The following is an 18,246-nucleotide window of genomic DNA, read 5'->3' as shown; positions in this document are numbered from 1 at the left end:
TGGTGAGAGATCCTTGCCCATTGGAATATGCATATTCAATGCCCATAAGAAAGCTCTTTTCAAAACTCCACTTTTCGAAACCATGTCCAATGGCTTGAGAGTCGAAAAAAAAGGATTTCCTCTTCTTTCTGATGAAATATTATCTTTTACCTTCTCCGAAAAATATGAAAAGGAATCCATCACACAATACCAGACCAAAGACCGGGATGGACTCCCCCATATCATCCTCTGCAGAGTCTTTGCGGTTGAAAAGGGATCTATGGATCCAGCTGTTTTTCTTGCCCATATTCAAGACATGACCGATATCGAAACACAATCAAGGGAAAGCCTCATAATCAGTCGATATCAGGCAGTCCTCGGTAAAATTGCCCATCTGGCTGTCAGTGGGGCCTCACTCAAGGATGTCGCGGATTTCACCTCCAGAGAAACGGCCACAGCTTTAAATGTTGAGTTTTGCAAGATTCTCATTCCTGGGGATTCTGATCCACTCCTGCATCTTCTTGCCGGGGTAGGATGGCAGGAAGGACTCGTTGGGAGTTATGTCCAGGAAGGGGGCATTTATTCACAGGCTGGTTTTGCCATCCGGGAAAAGAAGGCGGTCATTGTTCGGGACATGGGTGTCGAGCACCGATTCTCACCATCGACTCTCCTCTCAAGTCATCATGTTCGCTCAGGTGTCAGCGTACCCATGATGTTTCAGGGACAAGTTCTCGGCGCAATGAGCATCCATACTGTTTCCGCTCGTAGTTTTGATGCCAGGGAAATCGATTTCCTTGAAACAGTGGCCAACACCTTCGCAACAATTCTTGATCGATGGAAAAGAGAAGAAACCCAATTATCCCTCTATAAAAGACTTTTCGCTCAAGTTCAAGATGGGGTGATTCTCACTGACAAAAACGGCATTATTCTTGAATGGAATCCGGCAATGGAAAGAATGTCCGGATGGTCCAGGGAAGAGACCATCGGAAAAACCCCCGCATTACTTTCATCGGGACGACAAAGTCCAGATTTCTATAACTTGTTATGGCAAACATTACTTTCCGGAAAATCCTTTGTCGGGAGGTTTATCAACCGGCAAAAAAACCAATCCGAATTTCTTGTTTGGGAAAATATCAGCCCCGTTATGGATCCTGACAATACCATTCGATATTTTCTTTCCATTCTCACCGACCTTTCCGAGAGAGAAAAGTTACTCGAGGCACTCAGACAGACAGAACAGATCAAGCTGGTGGGTCAACTTTCAGGAGGACTGCTTCACGAAATCAGGAATCCTCTCATTGGAATGGGGAGTCTCGCAGATCATATTGGAGCGTCAAATAAACTTCCAGAGGAGTTGAGAAGACAGGTTCAGCTGATCGCCGGGGAAGCCAGAAGGATTGATGAATTACTGGAGTCCCATCTTTCCGTCATGAGACCCAAATCCTTTGACTTTCAACTTCTCGATCTGGTGGATCTGGTCGAAGATGCACATTCTCTCCTTGCCCAGGCATTCCGTAAGTCTAAAATTCATTTTTCACTTTCTCTTGAAGACCCCATTGAACCAATAGAGGGAGCACGTGGTCCTCTTCAACAGGTCTTTTTGAACCTCATGATGAATGCTATTGACGCTATGCCAGAGGGAGGGAGCATTACCATCGGCATGAAACCCTGCCTCCATCACGATAAAAAAGGCATTAATATAATGATTACAGACTCCGGAAAAGGAATTCCAGACCATATCCTGAAAAGACTTCATGAGCCATTTTTCACGTATGGAAAAGCCAAAGGAGTGGGGCTTGGACTTTCCATTACAAGAGATATTGTCGACAGACATCAAGGGAAAATCTCTATAGAAAGCCCTTCTGGGCAGGGCGTCAGGGCAACAGTGTGGTTGCCGGTAAAACAGGAGGATAAATGATTGCCAATATCTTATTTATAGAAGATGAGCCCTCTATTCGGGAAGCTTTTTCGATAAAACTCTCGGAAAAAGGTTACCTCGTCCAGACAGCGCGTAATGGAGAGGAAGGGATTGGAATGCTCAAGAAATTCAATCCCGATATTCTGATCCTCGATATGGTCATGGCCGGAATGTCCGGGCTCGACGTTTTAAAGGAAGTCAGAAGCCAGGATTCGGAAATTCCTGTTGTCGTACTCACTGCGAGGGGTACTGTTAAGGATGCGGTAGAGGCCATGCGACTTGGAGCCTTTGATTTTGTCACAAAGAGTATCGACATGGATGAACTCTTGCTATCACTGGCCAATGCAACACGATTTCTCTCTCTTTCAAGAGAGGCACGGTATTGGACCGGAAAAGAATCTGAGCGTTACGCACTTGAACATATGGTTGCCGAAAGTGAAACAAGCCTGCACCTCAAAAAACAGGTCCGGGATCTTGCAAGTAATGATCAAGTGACTGTTCTCCTTCAAGGAGAAACAGGTAGCGGAAAAGAATACGTTTCAAAAGTCCTACACTACAACGGACCACTTGGAAACCGGCCTTTCATAGAAGTGGACTGCCCCGCGATTCCTTCAGAGCTATTCGAAAGCGAACTGTTTGGTTATGAGAAAGGGTCTTTTACCGGAGCTTCCGGAAAAAAAGTTGGGTTGATCGAACTTGCCGATGGGGGAACCGTTCTTCTTGATGAGATCGGAGACTTACCTCTCCCCCTTCAGGCAAAATTATTAAGGGTTATTGAGGAGAGAACCATCCGACGAGTGGGTGGAGGCGCACAGTTTCCTGTGAATGTCCGTTTTATGGCTGCAACACATAGAGATCTGAGACAAGCGGTTAAAAATGGGACTTTCAGGGAAGATCTCTTCTATCGCTTGAATGTCGTTGTCCTTCCCATCCCTCCGCTTCGAGAAAGGCGTAAAGACATCATCCCGATTTCAGAGAAGTTCTTATATAAATCAGCGCAAATTTTTCGAAAAAAGATCCATAGAATTTCACCATCAGCAAAGCAGCTTCTAATCAGCTACGACTTTCCAGGAAATATCAGGGAACTATCCAATCTGATAGAGCGCGCTGTGCTTTATTGTTCTGGAACCCAATTGGAATGTGAGCATTTTCCTGCAGAATTACAATGCAAAAAAAACATATCAGGAGAGGATAAATCTTCGGAAAAACATTCAGATCAACAGGAACTGGCTATTCCATTCCGGATTGGAGCGGATTCTCTTGAAAGCCACGAACGAGAACTGATCGCAAAAGTACTCGCACATTCGAATGGAAAAAAGACAATGGCCGCCAAATTTCTGGGAATTAGCAGATGGGCACTGGATCGAAGAATCAAAGAGGGAGGATAAAAAAAGGGGATCGAGAGATAAATCCCCCGATCCCCTTTAAAGTAGCTAGAAATCAGTAGGCTTTGCTGAAACCAGCTTCATCTCCGTAATTCCAAAGCTTTTGAGCTGCAGACCATTTCCATTTTTTGGTCAGGTTCGCAAGCAGAACATCCACATCTGCATCCGTAACGGGACCCTTTGCCATAAATCGGCATCGATACCAGTTGACCATCATCAAATCCGGGCTGACATACCCTGGCCAAACCTTGGTTCCCCTGTTTGAGATGAACTCAATCTTGAAGGCCCCATAATCATCAAAATTTGGAATACCATCTTCTGTGATGATATAGACATCCACGCCGACTAGAGTGACGGGTTTTGCAGGCCGTTTTGCCCGTCTGCTGGTTGCTTCTGTAAGCATCGTAATTCTCCTTATTCTCGATAGAGATTAAACGGTTTCCATTGCCTTGATAATGGCGTCAGCATATTCGTCAGTAGAAGCCGTCCCGCCCGCATCATAAGTCAGATGTTTTGCTTCGGCCAAAACCTTGTCCACACCCTTTTCAATTCGGGTTGCGGCTTCATGCTCGTTCAACCACTTCAACATCATTACACCAGACAGAAGAACGGCGGAAGGATTCACCTTTTTCATGCCGGCATATTTTGGAGCTGAACCATGAACAGCTTCAAAGATAGAGCAGTTATCACCAATGTTGGCACCAGGAGCAAAGCCAAGACCGCCGACTAATCCTGCACAAAGATCAGAGAGAATATCTCCATAGAGGTTAGGAAGTACTAAACAGTCGAATTGGCCAGGATTACGCACGAGCTGCATTGAGCAGTTATCGACAATAATGTCTTCCGCAACGATGTCCGGATAATTCTTTGCAACTTCACGAAAAGCCTCCAAGAAAAGACCGTCGGTCATTTTCATGATATTGGCCTTGTGAACGCACTGCATCTTTTTCCTGTTATTGGCTCTGGCCCATTTAAAAGCAAACTCGGCAATACGAATCGACCCTGGCCAAGTGATGACTTTAAGACACTGGGCCACTTCGTCAGAAACCATATGTTCGATTGCCGCGTAGGAATCCTCTGTATTCTCTCTGAAACTGAGAATATCGATTTTATCCCATGGGCGCTTTAAAACAGGGATCAATTTGGCAGGGCGTACGTTTGCATAGAGATCGAACATCTTCCGAAGAGTCACATTTGCGCTCTTGTGTCCTGTTCCAACGGGAGTGGTCGTTGGTCCCTTGATAGCGATCTTGTTTTTTGCGATCGATTTAATGGTTTTCTCTGGTAAAAGCGTGCCATGCTCCTTAAGGCAATCGAGACCGATCTCTTCATATTCCCAAGTGATATCAACACCACTGTGGTCAATGACCCTTCTCACGGCTTCACAGATTTCCGGTCCAGTACCTTCTCCGGGCAACATTGTAATGACATGCTTTTTCATTAATGAAATCCTCCAAAATACACGATGTCCAATCTTCTCTCATCCCCATTGAAGAGAGATCTGCAAGATCCCTTAAGCAATATTCATACCATCAATTTTTTTCTTTTACTGGTGAACTATTACGCCACAATCAACATGAGTGCCATGAAAAATAGTGCGTTTTCACACTTATTTTTCGCACACAAACTAGTAATACCACAGTCTGAATCGAAGCAGGAATAAAGAGTCATTCCATTTCAAACTGCCTTCTCTTTAATAACCCATCATTCGGACAGTATTATGAAGAGTGAGCGCAGGGGAATCTCCTTTATTTCTCAGATCCTCTTATTTCCCCTTTATCTTTCTCCATAAAGCCTTATCTCCCCTCATCAGAAGATCCTAGATTGACAAGTGATAACACTCTGACTATTATGATTCATGTTGCATGCATCATTTAACCGAGTTGCCCAGTAAAAAAAGTCTAATCGTAAATGTATTTGTAAAAGGAGAAAAAATGGCTATCAACACCGATCTTATCAAGGCAAGTGCCCAATTAATCGCGCCTCTTGGCAGCAAAGTCACTGAGTATTTCTACAATACGATGTTCACAGATCATCCTGAAGTCAGGAAGATGTTCCCAGCAGAAATGGGCGTTCAAGCGCAGCGGCTTTTTGATTCCATCGTCTATATCACCTCCAATATCGATAAGCCTGATGCTCTTGTACCTTATCTCCAGAGACTCGGGTCAGGACATATCAAGTTCGATACAAGACCGGAGCATTATCCAATTGTTGGGAATAGCCTGATGAAAACACTAGCTCATTTCGCTGGCCCCGCTTGGACAAAGGAAATGGCCGAGGCATGGAGTGAGGCCTATAACCTCGCAGCATCTGTCATGATAGAAGCAGCGTCCAAGTCAATGGACCCAGCAAGATATCAACCCATTTCAGCCAAATAAATTTCCGCATACAAAACAAAAGGCCTTGGATAGTCTATATCCAGGGTCTTTTCTTGGGTCATTTTGTGGGATCAAAGAGGTATACTGGTTATCGAAGGGCAATCTTTAGCAGAGGAAAATCCGGTTACTCAAAACAGGAAATACATGGCAAACAAAAACATCCCACAAATCTAATTAGTCAAATACACCCACCGACTTCACAGGGATCAATGTCCCTGCCCCATCAATTTCATCAATCCTAGACTTTCGTAGACTTATCAGACTCTACCTTTGCGGATTCAGGCTCATCCTTATAAGCTCTTCTAAAATTGGATATCGCCTTTCCCATTCCCGCACCAATTTCAGGAAGTTTCCTCCCTCCAAAAACCAAGAGAACAATTCCCAAAATCACTATCAGATGGAGTGGTTCAAAAAGCCCTGTCAACATATAAACCTCCGCTCGAAGTTTGAATCTAACCGCCTCACTTCAGTATAACACATTCTTTTTTTGGAATGTACGAAGATCTCCAGGGATGAAAAAAAAAAGGGAGCCGCATTCGCAGCCCCCCTTCTTCAAACAAGTTGCATACAGAAACTATGATCTCGCAGGCTGAGCCACCGGTGAAACAGGGACAGTCGCTGGAGACATAGCAGTTCTGTAAGCATTATAAACAAAGATCCACTGACCAGTGATGATCAGGAATCCACCCCAGGAACGGGCAACCATGTAAGGATGTGTTGCAACCACAGAGTCGATGTAAGGAACTTCATAGACTTTTGCTGCGGCCTGAATCAAACCTGCTGCAGTCAAGCTCGTCCAGAAGATGATGAACCCGATTGCCGTAAGCCAGTAATGCCAAAGCTCAAGAGTTGGGTTGAATTTCTTCCGGAGAAGACGCTCGACACCGTAATAAGTACCACCAATTTCAATAAAGGTAGAGAAACCCAGGATCCCAAGGTGGGCATGAGCAACAACCCAATGAGTTCCGTGGATATACCAGTTGATGGCACGAGTCTGCTGAAAACCACCCTGGAAGTTCAGGGGAATCGCAAAGAGAGTACCCGTTGTCACCCAACGAAGGGCAGGAACTTCAACAAACAGTCTCCATTTCCCGTACATGGTCAAGAGGGCATTCGCAAGGAAAGCCATTGACGGCACAAGAATCAGCACACCGCTCACAGAGGAGAAAGATTTCAGCCACTCTGGAATCGGGGCGCCCATGAGATGATGCGCTCCTGGTGTGGAGTAGAATGCAAAGTTGGACCAGAAGTTCAGGTGGGCCAACTTATGGCTGTACAAGGGATTCCCTGTCAATTTGGGGATCATGTAATAAGCCACAGCCATGGACATTGGAGTAATCCAAAGCCCAAACAGGTTGTGTCCAGACCACCAGGTGAGAAGAGCTTCATTCAAACCCGTGACATGAAACACTTCAACTGACTGGGACAAAGCAAACGTTGTAGGCAAATACAAGAAACAGCCCATGAAAATCCAGAGAGTCGGGTAGATTCCTTTCACTCGACGGTTCAGAACTGTCATGTAGAGATTGGCTGCCAGAGGAATGAGAATGAAGGAAAGGACATAAACATCGATCGGCCAGATGAAGTCCGAATACTCACGTCCTGACTCAAAACCCAGGTCGAGAGATACATCGGCAACAAAGCCTCCGAGGTTCCACATCCATGCATTGAATACCCCGAGTTTTTCACTCCATAGCTTGTTGCCACAGAGAAGTGGGGTCATGTAAAGAACCGCCGCGCCGAAAGCCATGGAGATCCACATGAAGGCGACCGTCATCACATGGGCGGGACGGATGTGACCGAAGTTCAGGTAAGGCGTTCCGCTCAAAATATCCGGATACGCAAGTTTTAGGGACGTAACAAACCCGAGGGTCGTCCCGATCGCCAACCAGAGGATTGACGAAAAAAACATGGTTCTTGACGCAGTCCCTTCCGGAACCGATTTCTTTAGCATGGAAACTCCCCTTTCAATAATGCATCCGGTGGTAACTTGCCCCACATTTACAAACAGCCGGTTCCTTTGCCTCTGAAAGGACTACAAAGGAAAAGGTTGTTCACAATGTGGAGCTTTCATCACCCTGAATCCGTTCCAGCCAACGGCTTCAGGAGCGACACCCTGTCCTGAGCCCCCTTTATAAGGCCCAGTCATATGGGAAGCGGGATCGCTCCCGCATTCATACGCTCAATCCGGTCTGTCCTCTCGACCAAGGCCTAGAAACTCATCCTGACCGATTTCCGGACCACCATCGCGAATGCTATCAGGAGGCTTGAACCTTGTCAAGGACCTCTCCAGTTGTCATCCAAGTCAATATATGCTTGATTTTTTATGCTTAAATCTTCACATATTCTCATTCTTTAAATCTGCCTTTTTTTTCCTTTAATCAACAAACTCTTCGTCTTTGAAAGCAATACCCTCATATGATATCACCAGAATCCAGAACAAAGGTCACAAACACACTTTATTGCTTATTTCGCTTTACGCTTGGTCTTTTCTAAGATCATGAATCGGATTCATTGCTTAAGACATTAAAGGTCTATAAGATCACAAAAGGACTTTTCGAAAGAATGGATCCTACTCACTTCAGGAAGGACATCACGATTGTTGCCCCCCAAAACCTCCATTAATAATCCACAAGATCCATTGGCATTACTTTCGGACCTTCTCTGCAACAAAACAATATCAAAAGAGTACATGTCAGATGAACGACTTAGGTCCGCTTATCGTTCTTATTATCATGAGCAAAGTTTCTATAAGGCATTATCCCTCTTTGAGGAAATGAACTTGTTTTCTTCTGTGACCAATTTTTTAAAACAACAGAACTCCATTCATATAGCCGATCTTGCCACCGGAACAGGAGGCTTCATCCAAGGAATTCTTCATGGGTTACCACCCACATTCCATTCCAAAATAAGGATATCTCTCCAGGATCGATCAAAGTCAGCACTTGCCGCAGCTGATCTGGAAATTCAAAGTCTCTACCCCGAATTCACTTCTTCAGTCACTACCTACAATGGGATTTTGCCGGACACATTCCCTCCATTATCAGATGTGCACATACTCTCATGGGGCAATATGCTCAATGAATGGAATCTCACCCGGGCATCATCGAAAAATCTTTTGGAATGCATAGATCGTGTTCTGGTATCAGATGGCATATTGCTCATTGCAGAACCGGCAGACCGACTTTCTTCAAGAAAACTCCATCAATTCAGCAATGATTTATTGGAGTATCTTCCCGGATTCAAGATTTTAGCGCCTTGCCCAAATAACAGACGAGAAGGGTGTCCAGCACTTTTTAATGAAAAAGACTGGTGCCACGAAGATCGCCCTCATCAGTTTTCACAGGAATTGATTCATAAAGCGAAAAAACTGGGCCATATTAAAGATTCCCTTAAAATGAGTTATCTCATTTGCCAGAAAATGGATTCCCAATCAGGGATATCTGAAGCAAACAGCTCAAAAACCGAGCTCATATTCAGAATGATCTCAGACATGACTCATGAAAGAGGGCTATCAAAATCTGTTTTTTGTAACGGTCATGAATGGACAAACTATCGCCTGCTCAAAAGATATAAATCTTCAGAAAACAATGCTTTTTTTTCGCTTAAAAAAGGGCAGATGGTCAAACTGATCGTTTCCAAAGAGCCTGAGAAAAAAGGGGAGAGCTTCAATTTACCGGAAGGGACAGCTGTCCAGACTATCGATCCATCCTGAAAAAATAGACATATCATTCGTCTTGGGAGGTTTTATTGGAGATTTTACCCATCCTTGCACCACATTCACCTGATCTTCTTGAGAGCTACCGGCGAGGAAACAAACGCCCCATATTGGAGGCATTATCCCGATTCCATAGCCACCTTGTCAGCCGCCATACACCCATCAGGGCGGTAATCTCCATGAGCGCAGGATGGCAAGTCCCAAACATTATCCTTGTCGACAATAATCCGAAACTGGAGTCTTCCCAAGACTACTCAGGTTTTGGATCAGAACTCCAATATGATCCAAACGGAGATCCGATATTGGCCAATGCGATCATTGCAGGGCTAAAGTCGAAAGGAGTTCCATCTGGTGCAGGGATCCATGGAGTGGACCACATTCTGACCGTTCCTCTCTTTTTCCTGATCCCTGATGCCAGTGTACCGGTTGTGGTCACATCCCAGCCGCTCAATCATGCCCGTTACATCCATGTCCTTGGAGAGGTCCTCCAATCTCTAACCCCATCCGGCCATGGCACAATCCTGCTTCTTCTTTCCGGCATGCTTGCACAAAACGAAAGGATTATGGCCAGGAACCTTCCCGATCCGCTTTTCGAGGAATACGTTGAGGAGATGAAAAGAATGCTTCAGGAGGGAGAGTCCTTAAAACCTTTAAACATTCCAAAGCCCTTGCTCGAAAGGGCAGCTCCGCCTGGAAAATTGAGAGAGCTTCACCTGCTGGCTTCACTTGGTTGCTCAAAGGGAATTATGTGGGCAATGGAAACAGGACCTGGAACAATGCAAGTTTTGATGAGCTTTGCGCCCATTGAACTCGGAGGAGGCAACCTATAACAAAATACACAATGAATGATGCATCGTCGAACTCCAGGAGATCATGAAGGAAGAACCCGATTACATCCTTGGAAAATAAAAATAACTGTCGATCAAAGCTACAAGAAGAGCAAAAGCCCAAGGCAACTGTGGAAGAATTTTCTCAAAGAACCCGGGTGGGCGGCCATCTGTCCTCTCAGGGAGCCATTCTGTCAGCAAGGCTCCAAAAGCAATACCTCCTACAAGTGCCCCTCCGATTAAAAACCAGGAAAAAAGGCCTACCCATCCAATACCTTCCATCAGGGAGTAACGATTTAAAAACATACCGGTCTGAATGGCCAAAAGCTCTACCCCAAGGACTAGAGCAAGCCTCAGGTTGAAAAGACGACGGGATTCCATGAAGTCTCCTTTATCGCTGTTTTTTTCTCCCATGCCAACTGACCGCAGGCTCCCAAAATATCATCTCCTCTCGATTGACGAATCGTCGTTGCGACCATCTTTTCAAGAAGAATTTTTTGAAACAATAAAACATCATCTTTGGAAGGAGAGACAAATGGAGATCCTTCATACGGATTAAATGGGATCAGATTGACCTTGCTTTTGAATGGCGCCAGGAGACGTGCAAGTTTTTTCGCATCTTCCGGACGATCATTCACTCCCGACAGCAACACATACTCAAAGGTGACGCGTTGACGTTTTTTCAGGGGAAGCTGCCTTATAGCATCAAGGATTGCCCTGATCGGGTAATGCCTGTTGATCGGCATTAACTTTTCGCGAGTAGGATCATCCGCTGCTGTCAAGGAAACAGCGAGATTAACCGGTATGCCGGATTGGCCAAGCTCAATGATTTTTGAAGGAAGCCCCGATGTCGACACAGTAATTCTTCTGGGAGACATACCTAACCCATCAGACGATGTTAACGTCCTGATAGAGTTGATCACTTGGTCAAGATTGGCTAGTGGCTCTCCCATTCCCATAAAAACAATATGGTTTACCCGATTCAAAAGTGGTTGATCTTCCAAATTTGATGTCGAGCCATCCTTTATGGGGTTTTCCTTCAATATTTTATTGGCCATTATCACCTGACCGACAATCTCTCCCATTGTCAGGTTCCGGATCAGCCCCATCTCTGCCGTTCTACAAAACTTACACCCGATTCCACATCCAACCTGAGAGGATATACAAAGAGTCGCCCGATCACCTCTTGGAATGATGACCGATTCAATCATTTGTTCATCTTTTAGCTGAAAAAGAATCTTTTTGGTTCCATCTTTTGATTCCAAAACATTCAGCACTTTGGGTAATGTCAGGGAAACTTGTGATGATAGCGCTTCTTGGAGACCCTTCGAAAGATTTTTCATCAAATCCCATTCCGAAATCTCTTTTTGAAAGACCCAGTCAGCGATCTGGTCATATCTCCATTTGGGTAAGGAAAGATCCCTCAAAAGGAAAGGCCAAGTATCTGTTAAATGATCCAGAAGGTTTTCCATGTTTTACGCTTCTTTTCCCGTTTCAATCGTACTGGACTGGAATTGTTCAATCTTAGGCCGAAGATATCTGAGCACAACCCAGGAAGAGAGAGACCCGATAATGGCTCCAAAGAGAACATCTCCCGGGAAATGAGCACCAACATAAATCCTTGAAATTCCTGTCAAAAATGCCAACCCATACAGAAGAACGGAAAATCTCGGATAAAGCCCTGAAAAAAGAGTTGCTGCAGAAAACGCACTGAAAGTATGTCCAGACGGAAATGAGTTGGCCATGAGGTGAGGTCCGACGACGTGAACCGTGACTTGATGGTCGACAATCTTGTCATGGAAATAGGCAAGAGGACGGGGCCTTGCAATCTGTTTTTTCAGAAGTTCTCCGACTAAAAGACTCAGCAGGGCGGTTGAAGCCCATAAAGGAACATCTCGTTTCAAATGTTGCCTTGAGACTAGAATAAGAATCAGGAGGCCGATGGGAAATTGGTAAGCACCATTCCCCATATCCGTCACAGCTGTCATCACGGGATCCAGCCAATCCCGGGGAAAAGCTCCATTTATCAGTAAAAAAAGCTGGTGATCGAAATGAAGCAAATCAGAAAAAATTTCCATTCAACCTCTGCTGAAAAAAACAGCCCCCTCCAAAGCCAAATATAAAACAGACCACTCTGAACAATGAGAAACGACCTAGTCGCTCCGGTCCTTTCCCAAATAACTCAGAATCCTGGACTTAACCAAATTTTTTCCGGCATCTCCGGGAAATCCGACCTCAATCAGCCCACCCGCTTCACGAAACCCTTTTTTAGAAACAAGATACCTCACAACTTCAAGAACCTGAAGATGCCATTCATCCTGGCTGGATCGATCAAAGGACTCTAGGATCAGGTCAAAGAATTCTTCCTCTGTAAATAGCTCATCATGCAAGAGATAGATACGAACAGGATGGGTCCTGTCCCGGGAATAAAGTTCATAAATATGACTCATTCAACCCTCCCCTCCGTTCATTTTGGGATCTTTTTCGAAAAGTATATCATATCCAACCATCCGGGAAGCGAATAACGCCCGATTCATCCTACCGATCACAATCAGTCGCTTGGATAAAAGAGGTCCATGAGTCATTTTAGCGGAAATATTGAAATTCTCATTCTATTACTTGGTGGAACCATTTCAGGAATGATCTCGGGGTTGTTGGGTATTGGAGGCGCAATCGTCCTGATCCCATTTCTCCTCTTCATTCTTCCAATCGCCCAAGGTCCCCATCTCACGCCTTTTGTTGCAACACAGATCTCGTTATTCCAGGTCGCCCTTTCGGGAATTGTCGGATTTCTCTCTCATCGGATCAATGCCGATCTTCCAACAAAAAAGATCCTCCTTTGGGGGGGATCATCTCTCATTGGAGGTGGACTTGGAGGAGTGATTTCCCATGGTCTGAGGGGGAAAACAATCTTGATGATTTACGCTTTTGAAGTTGCCATCGCAGTTGGATTACTTCTCTTTGGCGAAAAGATCCATTCACTGAAAGGTGAAAAACACGCCAAGCCAGTTAAAGAGATGGTGATCATGTCATCGATTGGACTGGTCAGTGGAATACTGGGCATCGGAGGTGGATTCCTTTACTATCCAGTCATAACAGGCATATTGGGGTACGCATCAAGCGTCGCGGTCGGATGCGGATTAGCGCTGATGGTCCCCATGGCCATTGCTGGCTCCATTACAAAAACGATCACGGCAGGATCGATTCCTATAGAAGGGATTCCCGTGATTTTTGGTGCAATACTGGGAGCATTTCTGGGAGCAAAGCTTCACTACCGACTTACGAAACAAGCTGTCAAGCTGGGACAGCTCATTCTGCTTATAGCAACCTTGATACGAATCTTATGGGCACTATACTGATCCGACCCGTGCTTTTGGGCTATCTATTGATCCCCCAGCCCATATTCCCGAATTTTTGCATAAAGAGCTTTCCGGCTGATTCCCAAAATCTCTGATGCACGGGACTTGTTCCCCCTTGTCTCGATCAGTGCTTTTCTAATGAGACTCTTCTCTCCCTCTCTAAGGGATTTTCCATGAGTTTTCCCATCATGATCAGTGAAATCAGCAGAGGTGTTTCCTGATGAAAACCTGATCTTATCAGGAAGCATCGGAGGAGTTATCGTAACTGCCTTCACTCCAGAAAGGCTCGTCGCATTTTGAATCACCAGTGAAACCATGGCATTTCTCAGCTCCCTGACATTTCCCGGCCAAGGGTAAACCTTTAATAGCCGGGAAGCCTCCGGGTCAAAGGTCATGGCTGGAATTTCATCACCTGACCATGATTCCTCAATAAAGTGGATTGCCAGCTGTGGAATATCCTCGCTTCGCTCCCTTAATGAAGGCACATGTATCTCAAAAACATTGAGTCTGTAAAAAAGATCTTCCCTGAAGCGACCTTCCCTAATCAGCTCAGGAAGAGCTTCATTTGTGGCTCCTATGATTCTGGCCATAAATGGAATTTCAGCTGTTCCTCCAACACGATGAAAGGATCTGCTTTCAATGACCCGAAGAAGGGCTACCTGTGTAGCAGGTTCCATGGTCCCGATCTCATCGAGGAATAAGGTTCCTCTACCGGCAACTTCACACCAGCCTATCTTTCGCTCTTGGGCACCCGTAAAAGCCCCCCGCTCATAGCCAAAGAGCTCAGCACTCACGAGTTCCTTTGGAATTGCTCCCGTATTGACCGGTACAAAAGGTTCCCTAGCGCTTGGAGAAAGATCATGAATCATTCTGGCGATAACCTCTTTTCCCGTCCCAGACTCGCCTGTGATCAAAACAGGTACGGGATGGCTTGCGCTGAGATTGATTTTCTGTCTGATCTCAAGCATGAGGGGAGATTCTCCCAAGAGAACCGGGGGAGCCGATTCCGAACGTCGGGAATCAAGATGTGAGCCACCAGAAGGGAGAACTCGCCTTAACGTCTCAAGAAGAATGTCTTCATTTATCGGTTTTTCAATATAGTGAAAGGCACCCTTTTGAATGGCATCAACCGCTGTCGACACTGAAGCATGGGCGGTCATGATAATAATCGCGATAGAGGGACGAAGATCTCTGATGGGACGAATCAGATCTATCCCTGAACCATCGGGAAGTTTCAGGTCCAGAAGAACTGCACCCAGCTCACTTGCACCCTCCTGCCTGAGGATGGAAATCGCCTTCTCAGCCGTTCCGGCTTCCAGCACATCATAGCCGACATGACCGAGGAAGCTTTTGAGCCACGCCCTGGTATTGGAATGATCGTCAACAACCAAAAGTTTGGGACGACTCATTTCAGCGTGTTTTCAAGATTGGAAAGATCTTTGAAGGTTTTTCGGACCTGATCAAGCTTATGTGTCAAGATCCGGTTTGACTCCTCAAGCCTAGCGTTTCGATCAATCATCCTGAGAAGGATATGCGATGACTCACGAACATCATAGGGAACCCGATCGACATCCAGTGTTTTCAGAATTTTTCTGGCTTCTTCCAAGCGCTTTCCTGCAGGGGTCTCAATATCGACAAGTGCCTTGTCATATAAAAGCCTGGCCATGACATCACCCGGAATATCCTTTTCAGACAGCCGTTCGTTTAGTAATGAATCCAGCTTGTCCCAGTCATGAGCATCAAAAAGCTTTGAAAGGCCTGTCAGAAAATGTGATGAACCACCTCCCCAAAACGGCGATACCGCCTGAGGCAAGAAAACAATTCGGGGAAGATCCTCCCTGGGCGCCGGTGGATTGTGCATGGAGTTGCACCCATCCAAAAACACAAGAGGGAAGATCAGAAAAATGGCTCCAATAAAAAAACGCCCACTACTCATCTTGTCCCTCCTTCTCCTGAATGACTGGCTCAAAAGGAAAAGAGACGTGAAAAACCGTCCCCTTTGGCTCATTCTGACGAACATTAATGGACCCGCCCATTGTTAAAATAATCCCCCTGGTGATAGCCAAGCCCAATCCAAGACCTTCCCTTACGCGAGTATTAAAAGGAGTGACCTGGTAAAACTTATCAAACAGCTGAGGGATATGCTCAATCGGTATTCCAATACCGGTATCCCTTACCTCTATCTCAAGGGAATTCACTGACCGGGTGACCCAAAGAGAGATGGTTCCCCCACTTGGGGTAAACTTGAAAGCATTTCCCAGAAGATTTTCCAAAACTTGGGTCAATTTTCCTGGATCGGTACGAATGCGGACAGGAAGGTCCGGATCAAAATGCGTTTCAAAGTTCTTTCCGGTTTCATTACAGGCTAAACTCTGCCGCTCACTCAGACGCTCCAGCAAGCTTGGCAAAACAACTTCCTGTATTTCAAGACTAATCTGTCCAGACTCAATGCGACCGAGGTCAAGCAATCCATTAACAAGTTCGACCAGATGATCGACTTCTTCCCTGACGATAGCCAAGCTTTTTTCCTGATCAGGGTTTAAAGGGCCAAGCTGCCCTCGCTGTAGCATCTGTAGGAATCCACGAATACTCGTAAGGGGAGTTCTCAGCTCATGAGAAGCGATCGTTACAAACTCAGACTTCAATCGATTCACTTCACCAAGACGTCCTGCCATCTCATTAAGGGCTCTGGCAAGGTCCCCCAGCTCATCCTGATTCGGAACCGTAACCGGATTATGAAATATTCCGCCAGAGATTTTCCTGGTTCCCTCAATCAGAATCATCAAGGGAGAAAGGATAATGCTGGAGAAACTCCATAAAAGAAGCATGACAAGAAAAATCCCTACAGACAAAAGTTCGACACTGATGGTTGTCATCTGAGACTGCTCTTGGGTGGTCTGGGTAATCTTGTTTTCAAGATCCAGGGAGAACTCAGCCCTCAACCCTTTTAAAAGAGAGGCCAGATGAATAAGGATCGGAGAGGATTCTGTCTGAGAAATTCTTATGGCCTGGTCCCGGTGTCCGGAGATCAACGCAGCCCATTCACGATCAATGACACTTTGGTAAGAGGCAATATCTTTCAAGGACTCATTTAGCAGAACTCTTGCCTGTGGGGAAGGCGGAGCAAGGCCAAACAACAGGACCCGCCCCAAAGACAAGTCCTTCTCGACGGAAGGTCTTTCTGTGGGAGGCATCGGAGAAAAAAACAAAAACCGTTTTTCATCCGGCAATGCCATTCCGATCTGATGCTGCAGCTTGGAAACGGTAAGGAGTCCCCGAACCGAAGTATCTTTGAGACTAACAAGTATGACATGAAGATGATAAAGACTGAGAATTGCATATAAATTTGATAAAAAAATGACCCCGAGAAGAACAAGGGAAAAAGCAGCAACCTTACCTCTGAGCTTTAATGGACGAATACCGATCAATCCAGTCCTTTCGTCTTGGCATGAAATCACTCTCAAAAGGCAATCACATAGCCCCACACAGTTTCATTGTAATCACAATAAGCAGATTTTTCAAAAAAGACGGGAAAAGTGGCAGCTGGCAGTCATCAGGAAGACAGAACTCTAGAAATCGATAATATATCTTGTTGGATCAACCGGCACCCTGTTCCGGAGAACACCATAATGGAGATGAGGGCCAGTAGACAAACCGGTATTACCCAAGTAACCGATAATCTCTCCTCTTGTCACTTTTTCATTTTCATAGACAACAACCTGATCCAGATGGGCATAAAGTGTTTCAAAACCGTTTGCATGATCAATCCGGACCGACTTCCCAAATCCCTGGTCCCACCCTGAAAAACTGACCACGCCTGATGCAGTTGCAATAACAGGAAGACCGACACGACCTGCAATATCAATCCCAGGGTGAAAGTCCCGACCCACCCCGAATGGGGAATTTCTCCATCCAAATCCTGAGGTTAAAACACCATGAGTTGGCCAAATACTGGGCGTGCTCGCCCATAATTGCGCCCTGTCAATAATTTTTTGTTTGAGCGAAACCAGACTTCCCTCCTGATATCGCATCCCTGAACCGAGATGAGTAAACTGGCGATCCATTTCTTCCATCAACTCGATCATGCCGTTTTGCCCTTTCTGAATCAGAACGGCGGCAGCGGCAAGAGACTCAGGACCACCAACACCCTGAAGCTGACCAGCATCAGGATCGGTACCATCCGGATCCATAATCATCCGAATACGATCTTCTTTTTTGGTTAAATCCAGAAGCCTCGCATGAACCTCTTGAAGACGTGAGTAGATTCTCACAATCTCTTCTTTTTGTTGCTGGCTCTGATGGGCAAGAGCAACCATTTGGCTTTCTTTATGAAGAAGCGAATAGGCTATAACCGAAAAAGTCAGGAAAACAGTCAGGAAAACAGCAGAGAGGACCCACCCTACATAAAGGATTCTCGGAGAAATATCGACCCGGACAACCTTGTCTGATGGAGAAGGGATAAAAAGGAGCGTATATGTTTTTCGATTTTTTTTCGGCGACGGTATGTTCATGGATGGCCCATCCAATACATATTGGTTAATCTCATGCGATTCGAAGCTATTATAAGGAATAAAGCAAGGACCACTCTGGGTATCTGACCAACAACTCAATGGGCGATATTTTCTCTAAAGACGAAAAAAAAGTCAAACCTTTCATAATATAATTTTATATACAAAACAAAA

18 protein-coding genes and 1 pseudogene are annotated in these 18,246 nt (G+C 45.4%); 7 read left to right on the top strand and 12 right to left on the bottom strand.

Annotation, left to right across the window (positions count from 1 at the left end; translation table 11 throughout):
- Positions 1-13 precede the first annotated feature (13 nt).
- Together LFE_RS03955 and LFE_RS03950 are read left to right on the top strand one after the other, a co-directional pair.
- Positions 14-1,897 (top strand): ATP-binding protein, encoded by a 1,884-nt coding sequence (locus LFE_RS03955; protein WP_232502566.1) that lies wholly within the window; start codon positions 14-16, stop codon positions 1,895-1,897.
- Positions 1,894-3,285 (top strand): sigma-54-dependent transcriptional regulator, encoded by a 1,392-nt coding sequence (locus tag LFE_RS03950; protein WP_014448978.1) that lies wholly within the window; start codon positions 1,894-1,896, stop codon positions 3,283-3,285. Before LFE_RS03955 ends, LFE_RS03950 begins: the two co-directional genes overlap by 4 nt.
- A 52-nt stretch (positions 3,286-3,337) precedes the next feature.
- Here LFE_RS03950 and LFE_RS03945 read toward each other — a convergent pair whose 3' ends face one another.
- On the bottom strand, positions 3,338-3,685 hold the full coding sequence (locus tag LFE_RS03945; RefSeq protein WP_014448977.1) for a hypothetical protein: 348 nt from the start codon (positions 3,683-3,685) through the stop codon (positions 3,338-3,340).
- A gap of 27 nt (positions 3,686-3,712) precedes the next feature.
- Positions 3,713-4,723 carry an isocitrate/isopropylmalate dehydrogenase family protein gene (locus LFE_RS03940; protein WP_014448976.1) on the bottom strand — a complete coding sequence of 337 codons (1,011 nt, stop codon included), beginning with the start codon at positions 4,721-4,723 and terminating at the stop codon, positions 3,713-3,715.
- Positions 4,724-5,216: 493 nt separating this feature from the next.
- Between LFE_RS03940 and LFE_RS03935 the strand changes: the two genes are divergently transcribed.
- A complete protein-coding gene (locus tag LFE_RS03935; RefSeq protein ID WP_014448975.1) occupies positions 5,217-5,660 on the top strand; it encodes a globin domain-containing protein in 444 nt (147 codons plus the stop codon).
- A 238-nt stretch (positions 5,661-5,898) separates the two neighbouring features.
- Here the strand turns inward: LFE_RS03935 and tatA are convergent, their stop codons facing one another.
- The gene (tatA, locus tag LFE_RS03930) at positions 5,899-6,087 is read right to left on the bottom strand and encodes a twin-arginine translocase TatA/TatE family subunit (protein ID WP_014448974.1); all 189 of its coding nucleotides are present in this window, start codon (positions 6,085-6,087) and stop codon (positions 5,899-5,901) included.
- 147 nt (positions 6,088-6,234) lie between these two features.
- On the bottom strand, positions 6,235-7,614 hold the full coding sequence (locus LFE_RS03925) for a cbb3-type cytochrome c oxidase subunit I (protein ID WP_014448973.1): 1,380 nt from the start codon (positions 7,612-7,614) through the stop codon (positions 6,235-6,237).
- Positions 7,615-8,352: 738 nt separating this feature from the next.
- Between LFE_RS03925 and LFE_RS14650 the strand changes: the two are divergent.
- The 3 genes and pseudogenes from LFE_RS14650 to LFE_RS03915 form a co-directional block, all read left to right on the top strand.
- A pseudogene (locus tag LFE_RS14650) lies at positions 8,353-9,069 on the top strand (small ribosomal subunit Rsm22 family protein); the annotation flags it as partial.
- 84 nt (positions 9,070-9,153) lie between these two features.
- On the top strand, positions 9,154-9,375 hold the full coding sequence (locus tag LFE_RS14345) for a hypothetical protein (protein WP_232502564.1): 222 nt from the start codon (positions 9,154-9,156) through the stop codon (positions 9,373-9,375).
- A gap of 35 nt (positions 9,376-9,410) precedes the next feature.
- Positions 9,411-10,208 carry a DODA-type extradiol aromatic ring-opening family dioxygenase gene (locus LFE_RS03915; RefSeq protein ID WP_014448972.1) on the top strand — a complete coding sequence of 266 codons (798 nt, stop codon included), beginning with the start codon at positions 9,411-9,413 and terminating at the stop codon, positions 10,206-10,208.
- A 60-nt stretch (positions 10,209-10,268) separates the two neighbouring features.
- On the opposite strand, the gene LFE_RS03910 is transcribed toward LFE_RS03915, so the two are convergent.
- From LFE_RS03910 to LFE_RS03895, 4 genes are all read right to left on the bottom strand, one after another.
- Positions 10,269-10,586: a hypothetical protein gene (locus LFE_RS03910; RefSeq protein ID WP_014448971.1), complete on the bottom strand. Its 318-nt coding sequence runs from the start codon at positions 10,584-10,586 to the stop codon at positions 10,269-10,271.
- On the bottom strand, positions 10,559-11,677 hold the full coding sequence (gene rlmN, locus LFE_RS03905; protein WP_014448970.1) for a 23S rRNA (adenine(2503)-C(2))-methyltransferase RlmN: 1,119 nt from the start codon (positions 11,675-11,677) through the stop codon (positions 10,559-10,561). The genes LFE_RS03910 and rlmN overlap by 28 nt, the downstream gene beginning before the upstream one ends.
- Positions 11,678-11,680: 3 nt before the next feature.
- Positions 11,681-12,283, bottom strand: coding sequence for a phosphatase PAP2 family protein (locus tag LFE_RS12985; RefSeq protein ID WP_014448969.1), 603 nt, complete (start codon positions 12,281-12,283; stop codon positions 11,681-11,683).
- Positions 12,284-12,358: 75 nt separating this feature from the next.
- Complete coding sequence (locus LFE_RS03895) at positions 12,359-12,655, bottom strand: DUF6840 family protein (RefSeq protein WP_014448968.1); 297 nt, start codon at positions 12,653-12,655, stop codon at positions 12,359-12,361.
- 126 nt (positions 12,656-12,781) lie between these two features.
- On the opposite strand from LFE_RS03895, the gene LFE_RS03890 reads away from it, so the two are divergent.
- Positions 12,782-13,564, top strand: coding sequence for a sulfite exporter TauE/SafE family protein (locus LFE_RS03890; protein WP_014448967.1), 783 nt, complete (start codon positions 12,782-12,784; stop codon positions 13,562-13,564).
- A gap of 23 nt (positions 13,565-13,587) precedes the next feature.
- Here the strand turns inward: LFE_RS03890 and LFE_RS03885 are convergent, their stop codons facing one another.
- The 4 genes from LFE_RS03885 to LFE_RS12980 form a co-directional block, all read right to left on the bottom strand.
- Positions 13,588-14,973, bottom strand: a complete 1,386-nt coding sequence (locus LFE_RS03885) for a sigma-54-dependent transcriptional regulator (protein ID WP_014448966.1) — start codon at positions 14,971-14,973, stop codon at positions 13,588-13,590.
- Complete coding sequence (locus LFE_RS03880) at positions 14,970-15,500, bottom strand: hypothetical protein (RefSeq protein WP_014448965.1); 531 nt, start codon at positions 15,498-15,500, stop codon at positions 14,970-14,972. The genes LFE_RS03885 and LFE_RS03880 overlap by 4 nt, the downstream gene beginning before the upstream one ends.
- Positions 15,493-16,992, bottom strand: a complete 1,500-nt coding sequence (locus tag LFE_RS03875; RefSeq protein WP_014448964.1) for a HAMP domain-containing sensor histidine kinase — start codon at positions 16,990-16,992, stop codon at positions 15,493-15,495. Before LFE_RS03875 ends, LFE_RS03880 begins: the two co-directional genes overlap by 8 nt.
- A gap of 141 nt (positions 16,993-17,133) precedes the next feature.
- Positions 17,134-18,075, bottom strand: coding sequence for a M23 family metallopeptidase (locus tag LFE_RS12980; RefSeq protein WP_014448963.1), 942 nt, complete (start codon positions 18,073-18,075; stop codon positions 17,134-17,136).
- Positions 18,076-18,246 lie beyond the last annotated feature (171 nt).

The sequence above is a fragment of the Leptospirillum ferrooxidans C2-3 genome (assembly GCF_000284315.1).
Lineage (GTDB): Bacteria > Nitrospirota > Leptospirillia > Leptospirillales > Leptospirillaceae > Leptospirillum > Leptospirillum ferrooxidans.
The sequence above is the reverse complement of the archived record's forward strand: the minus strand, read 5'-3'. Positions and strand labels throughout refer to the sequence as shown.

Bases quoted from the DNA above. Each gene is read 5' to 3' on its own strand.
- LFE_RS03885 (WP_014448966.1), bottom strand. From the start codon at position 14,973: ATGAGTCGTCCCAAACTTTTGGTTGTTGACGATCATTCCAATACCAGG.
- rlmN (WP_014448970.1), bottom strand. From the start codon at position 11,677: ATGGAAAACCTTCTGGATCATTTAACAGATACTTGGCCTTTCCTTTTG.
- LFE_RS03935 (WP_014448975.1), top strand. From the start codon at position 5,217: ATGGCTATCAACACCGATCTTATCAAGGCAAGTGCCCAATTAATCGCG.
- LFE_RS03910 (WP_014448971.1), bottom strand. From the start codon at position 10,586: ATGGAATCCCGTCGTCTTTTCAACCTGAGGCTTGCTCTAGTCCTTGGG.
- LFE_RS03890 (WP_014448967.1), top strand. From the start codon at position 12,782: ATGAGTCATTTTAGCGGAAATATTGAAATTCTCATTCTATTACTTGGT.
- LFE_RS03950 (WP_014448978.1), top strand. From the start codon at position 1,894: ATGATTGCCAATATCTTATTTATAGAAGATGAGCCCTCTATTCGGGAA.
- LFE_RS03895 (WP_014448968.1), bottom strand. From the start codon at position 12,655: ATGAGTCATATTTATGAACTTTATTCCCGGGACAGGACCCATCCTGTT.
- tatA (WP_014448974.1), bottom strand. From the start codon at position 6,087: ATGTTGACAGGGCTTTTTGAACCACTCCATCTGATAGTGATTTTGGGA.
- LFE_RS03925 (WP_014448973.1), bottom strand. From the start codon at position 7,614: ATGCTAAAGAAATCGGTTCCGGAAGGGACTGCGTCAAGAACCATGTTT.
- LFE_RS12980 (WP_014448963.1), bottom strand. From the start codon at position 18,075: ATGAACATACCGTCGCCGAAAAAAAATCGAAAAACATATACGCTCCTT.
- LFE_RS03945 (WP_014448977.1), bottom strand. From the start codon at position 3,685: ATGCTTACAGAAGCAACCAGCAGACGGGCAAAACGGCCTGCAAAACCC.
- LFE_RS12985 (WP_014448969.1), bottom strand. From the start codon at position 12,283: ATGGAAATTTTTTCTGATTTGCTTCATTTCGATCACCAGCTTTTTTTA.
- LFE_RS03940 (WP_014448976.1), bottom strand. From the start codon at position 4,723: ATGAAAAAGCATGTCATTACAATGTTGCCCGGAGAAGGTACTGGACCG.
- LFE_RS03880 (WP_014448965.1), bottom strand. From the start codon at position 15,500: ATGAGTAGTGGGCGTTTTTTTATTGGAGCCATTTTTCTGATCTTCCCT.
- LFE_RS14345 (WP_232502564.1), top strand. From the start codon at position 9,154: ATGACTCATGAAAGAGGGCTATCAAAATCTGTTTTTTGTAACGGTCAT.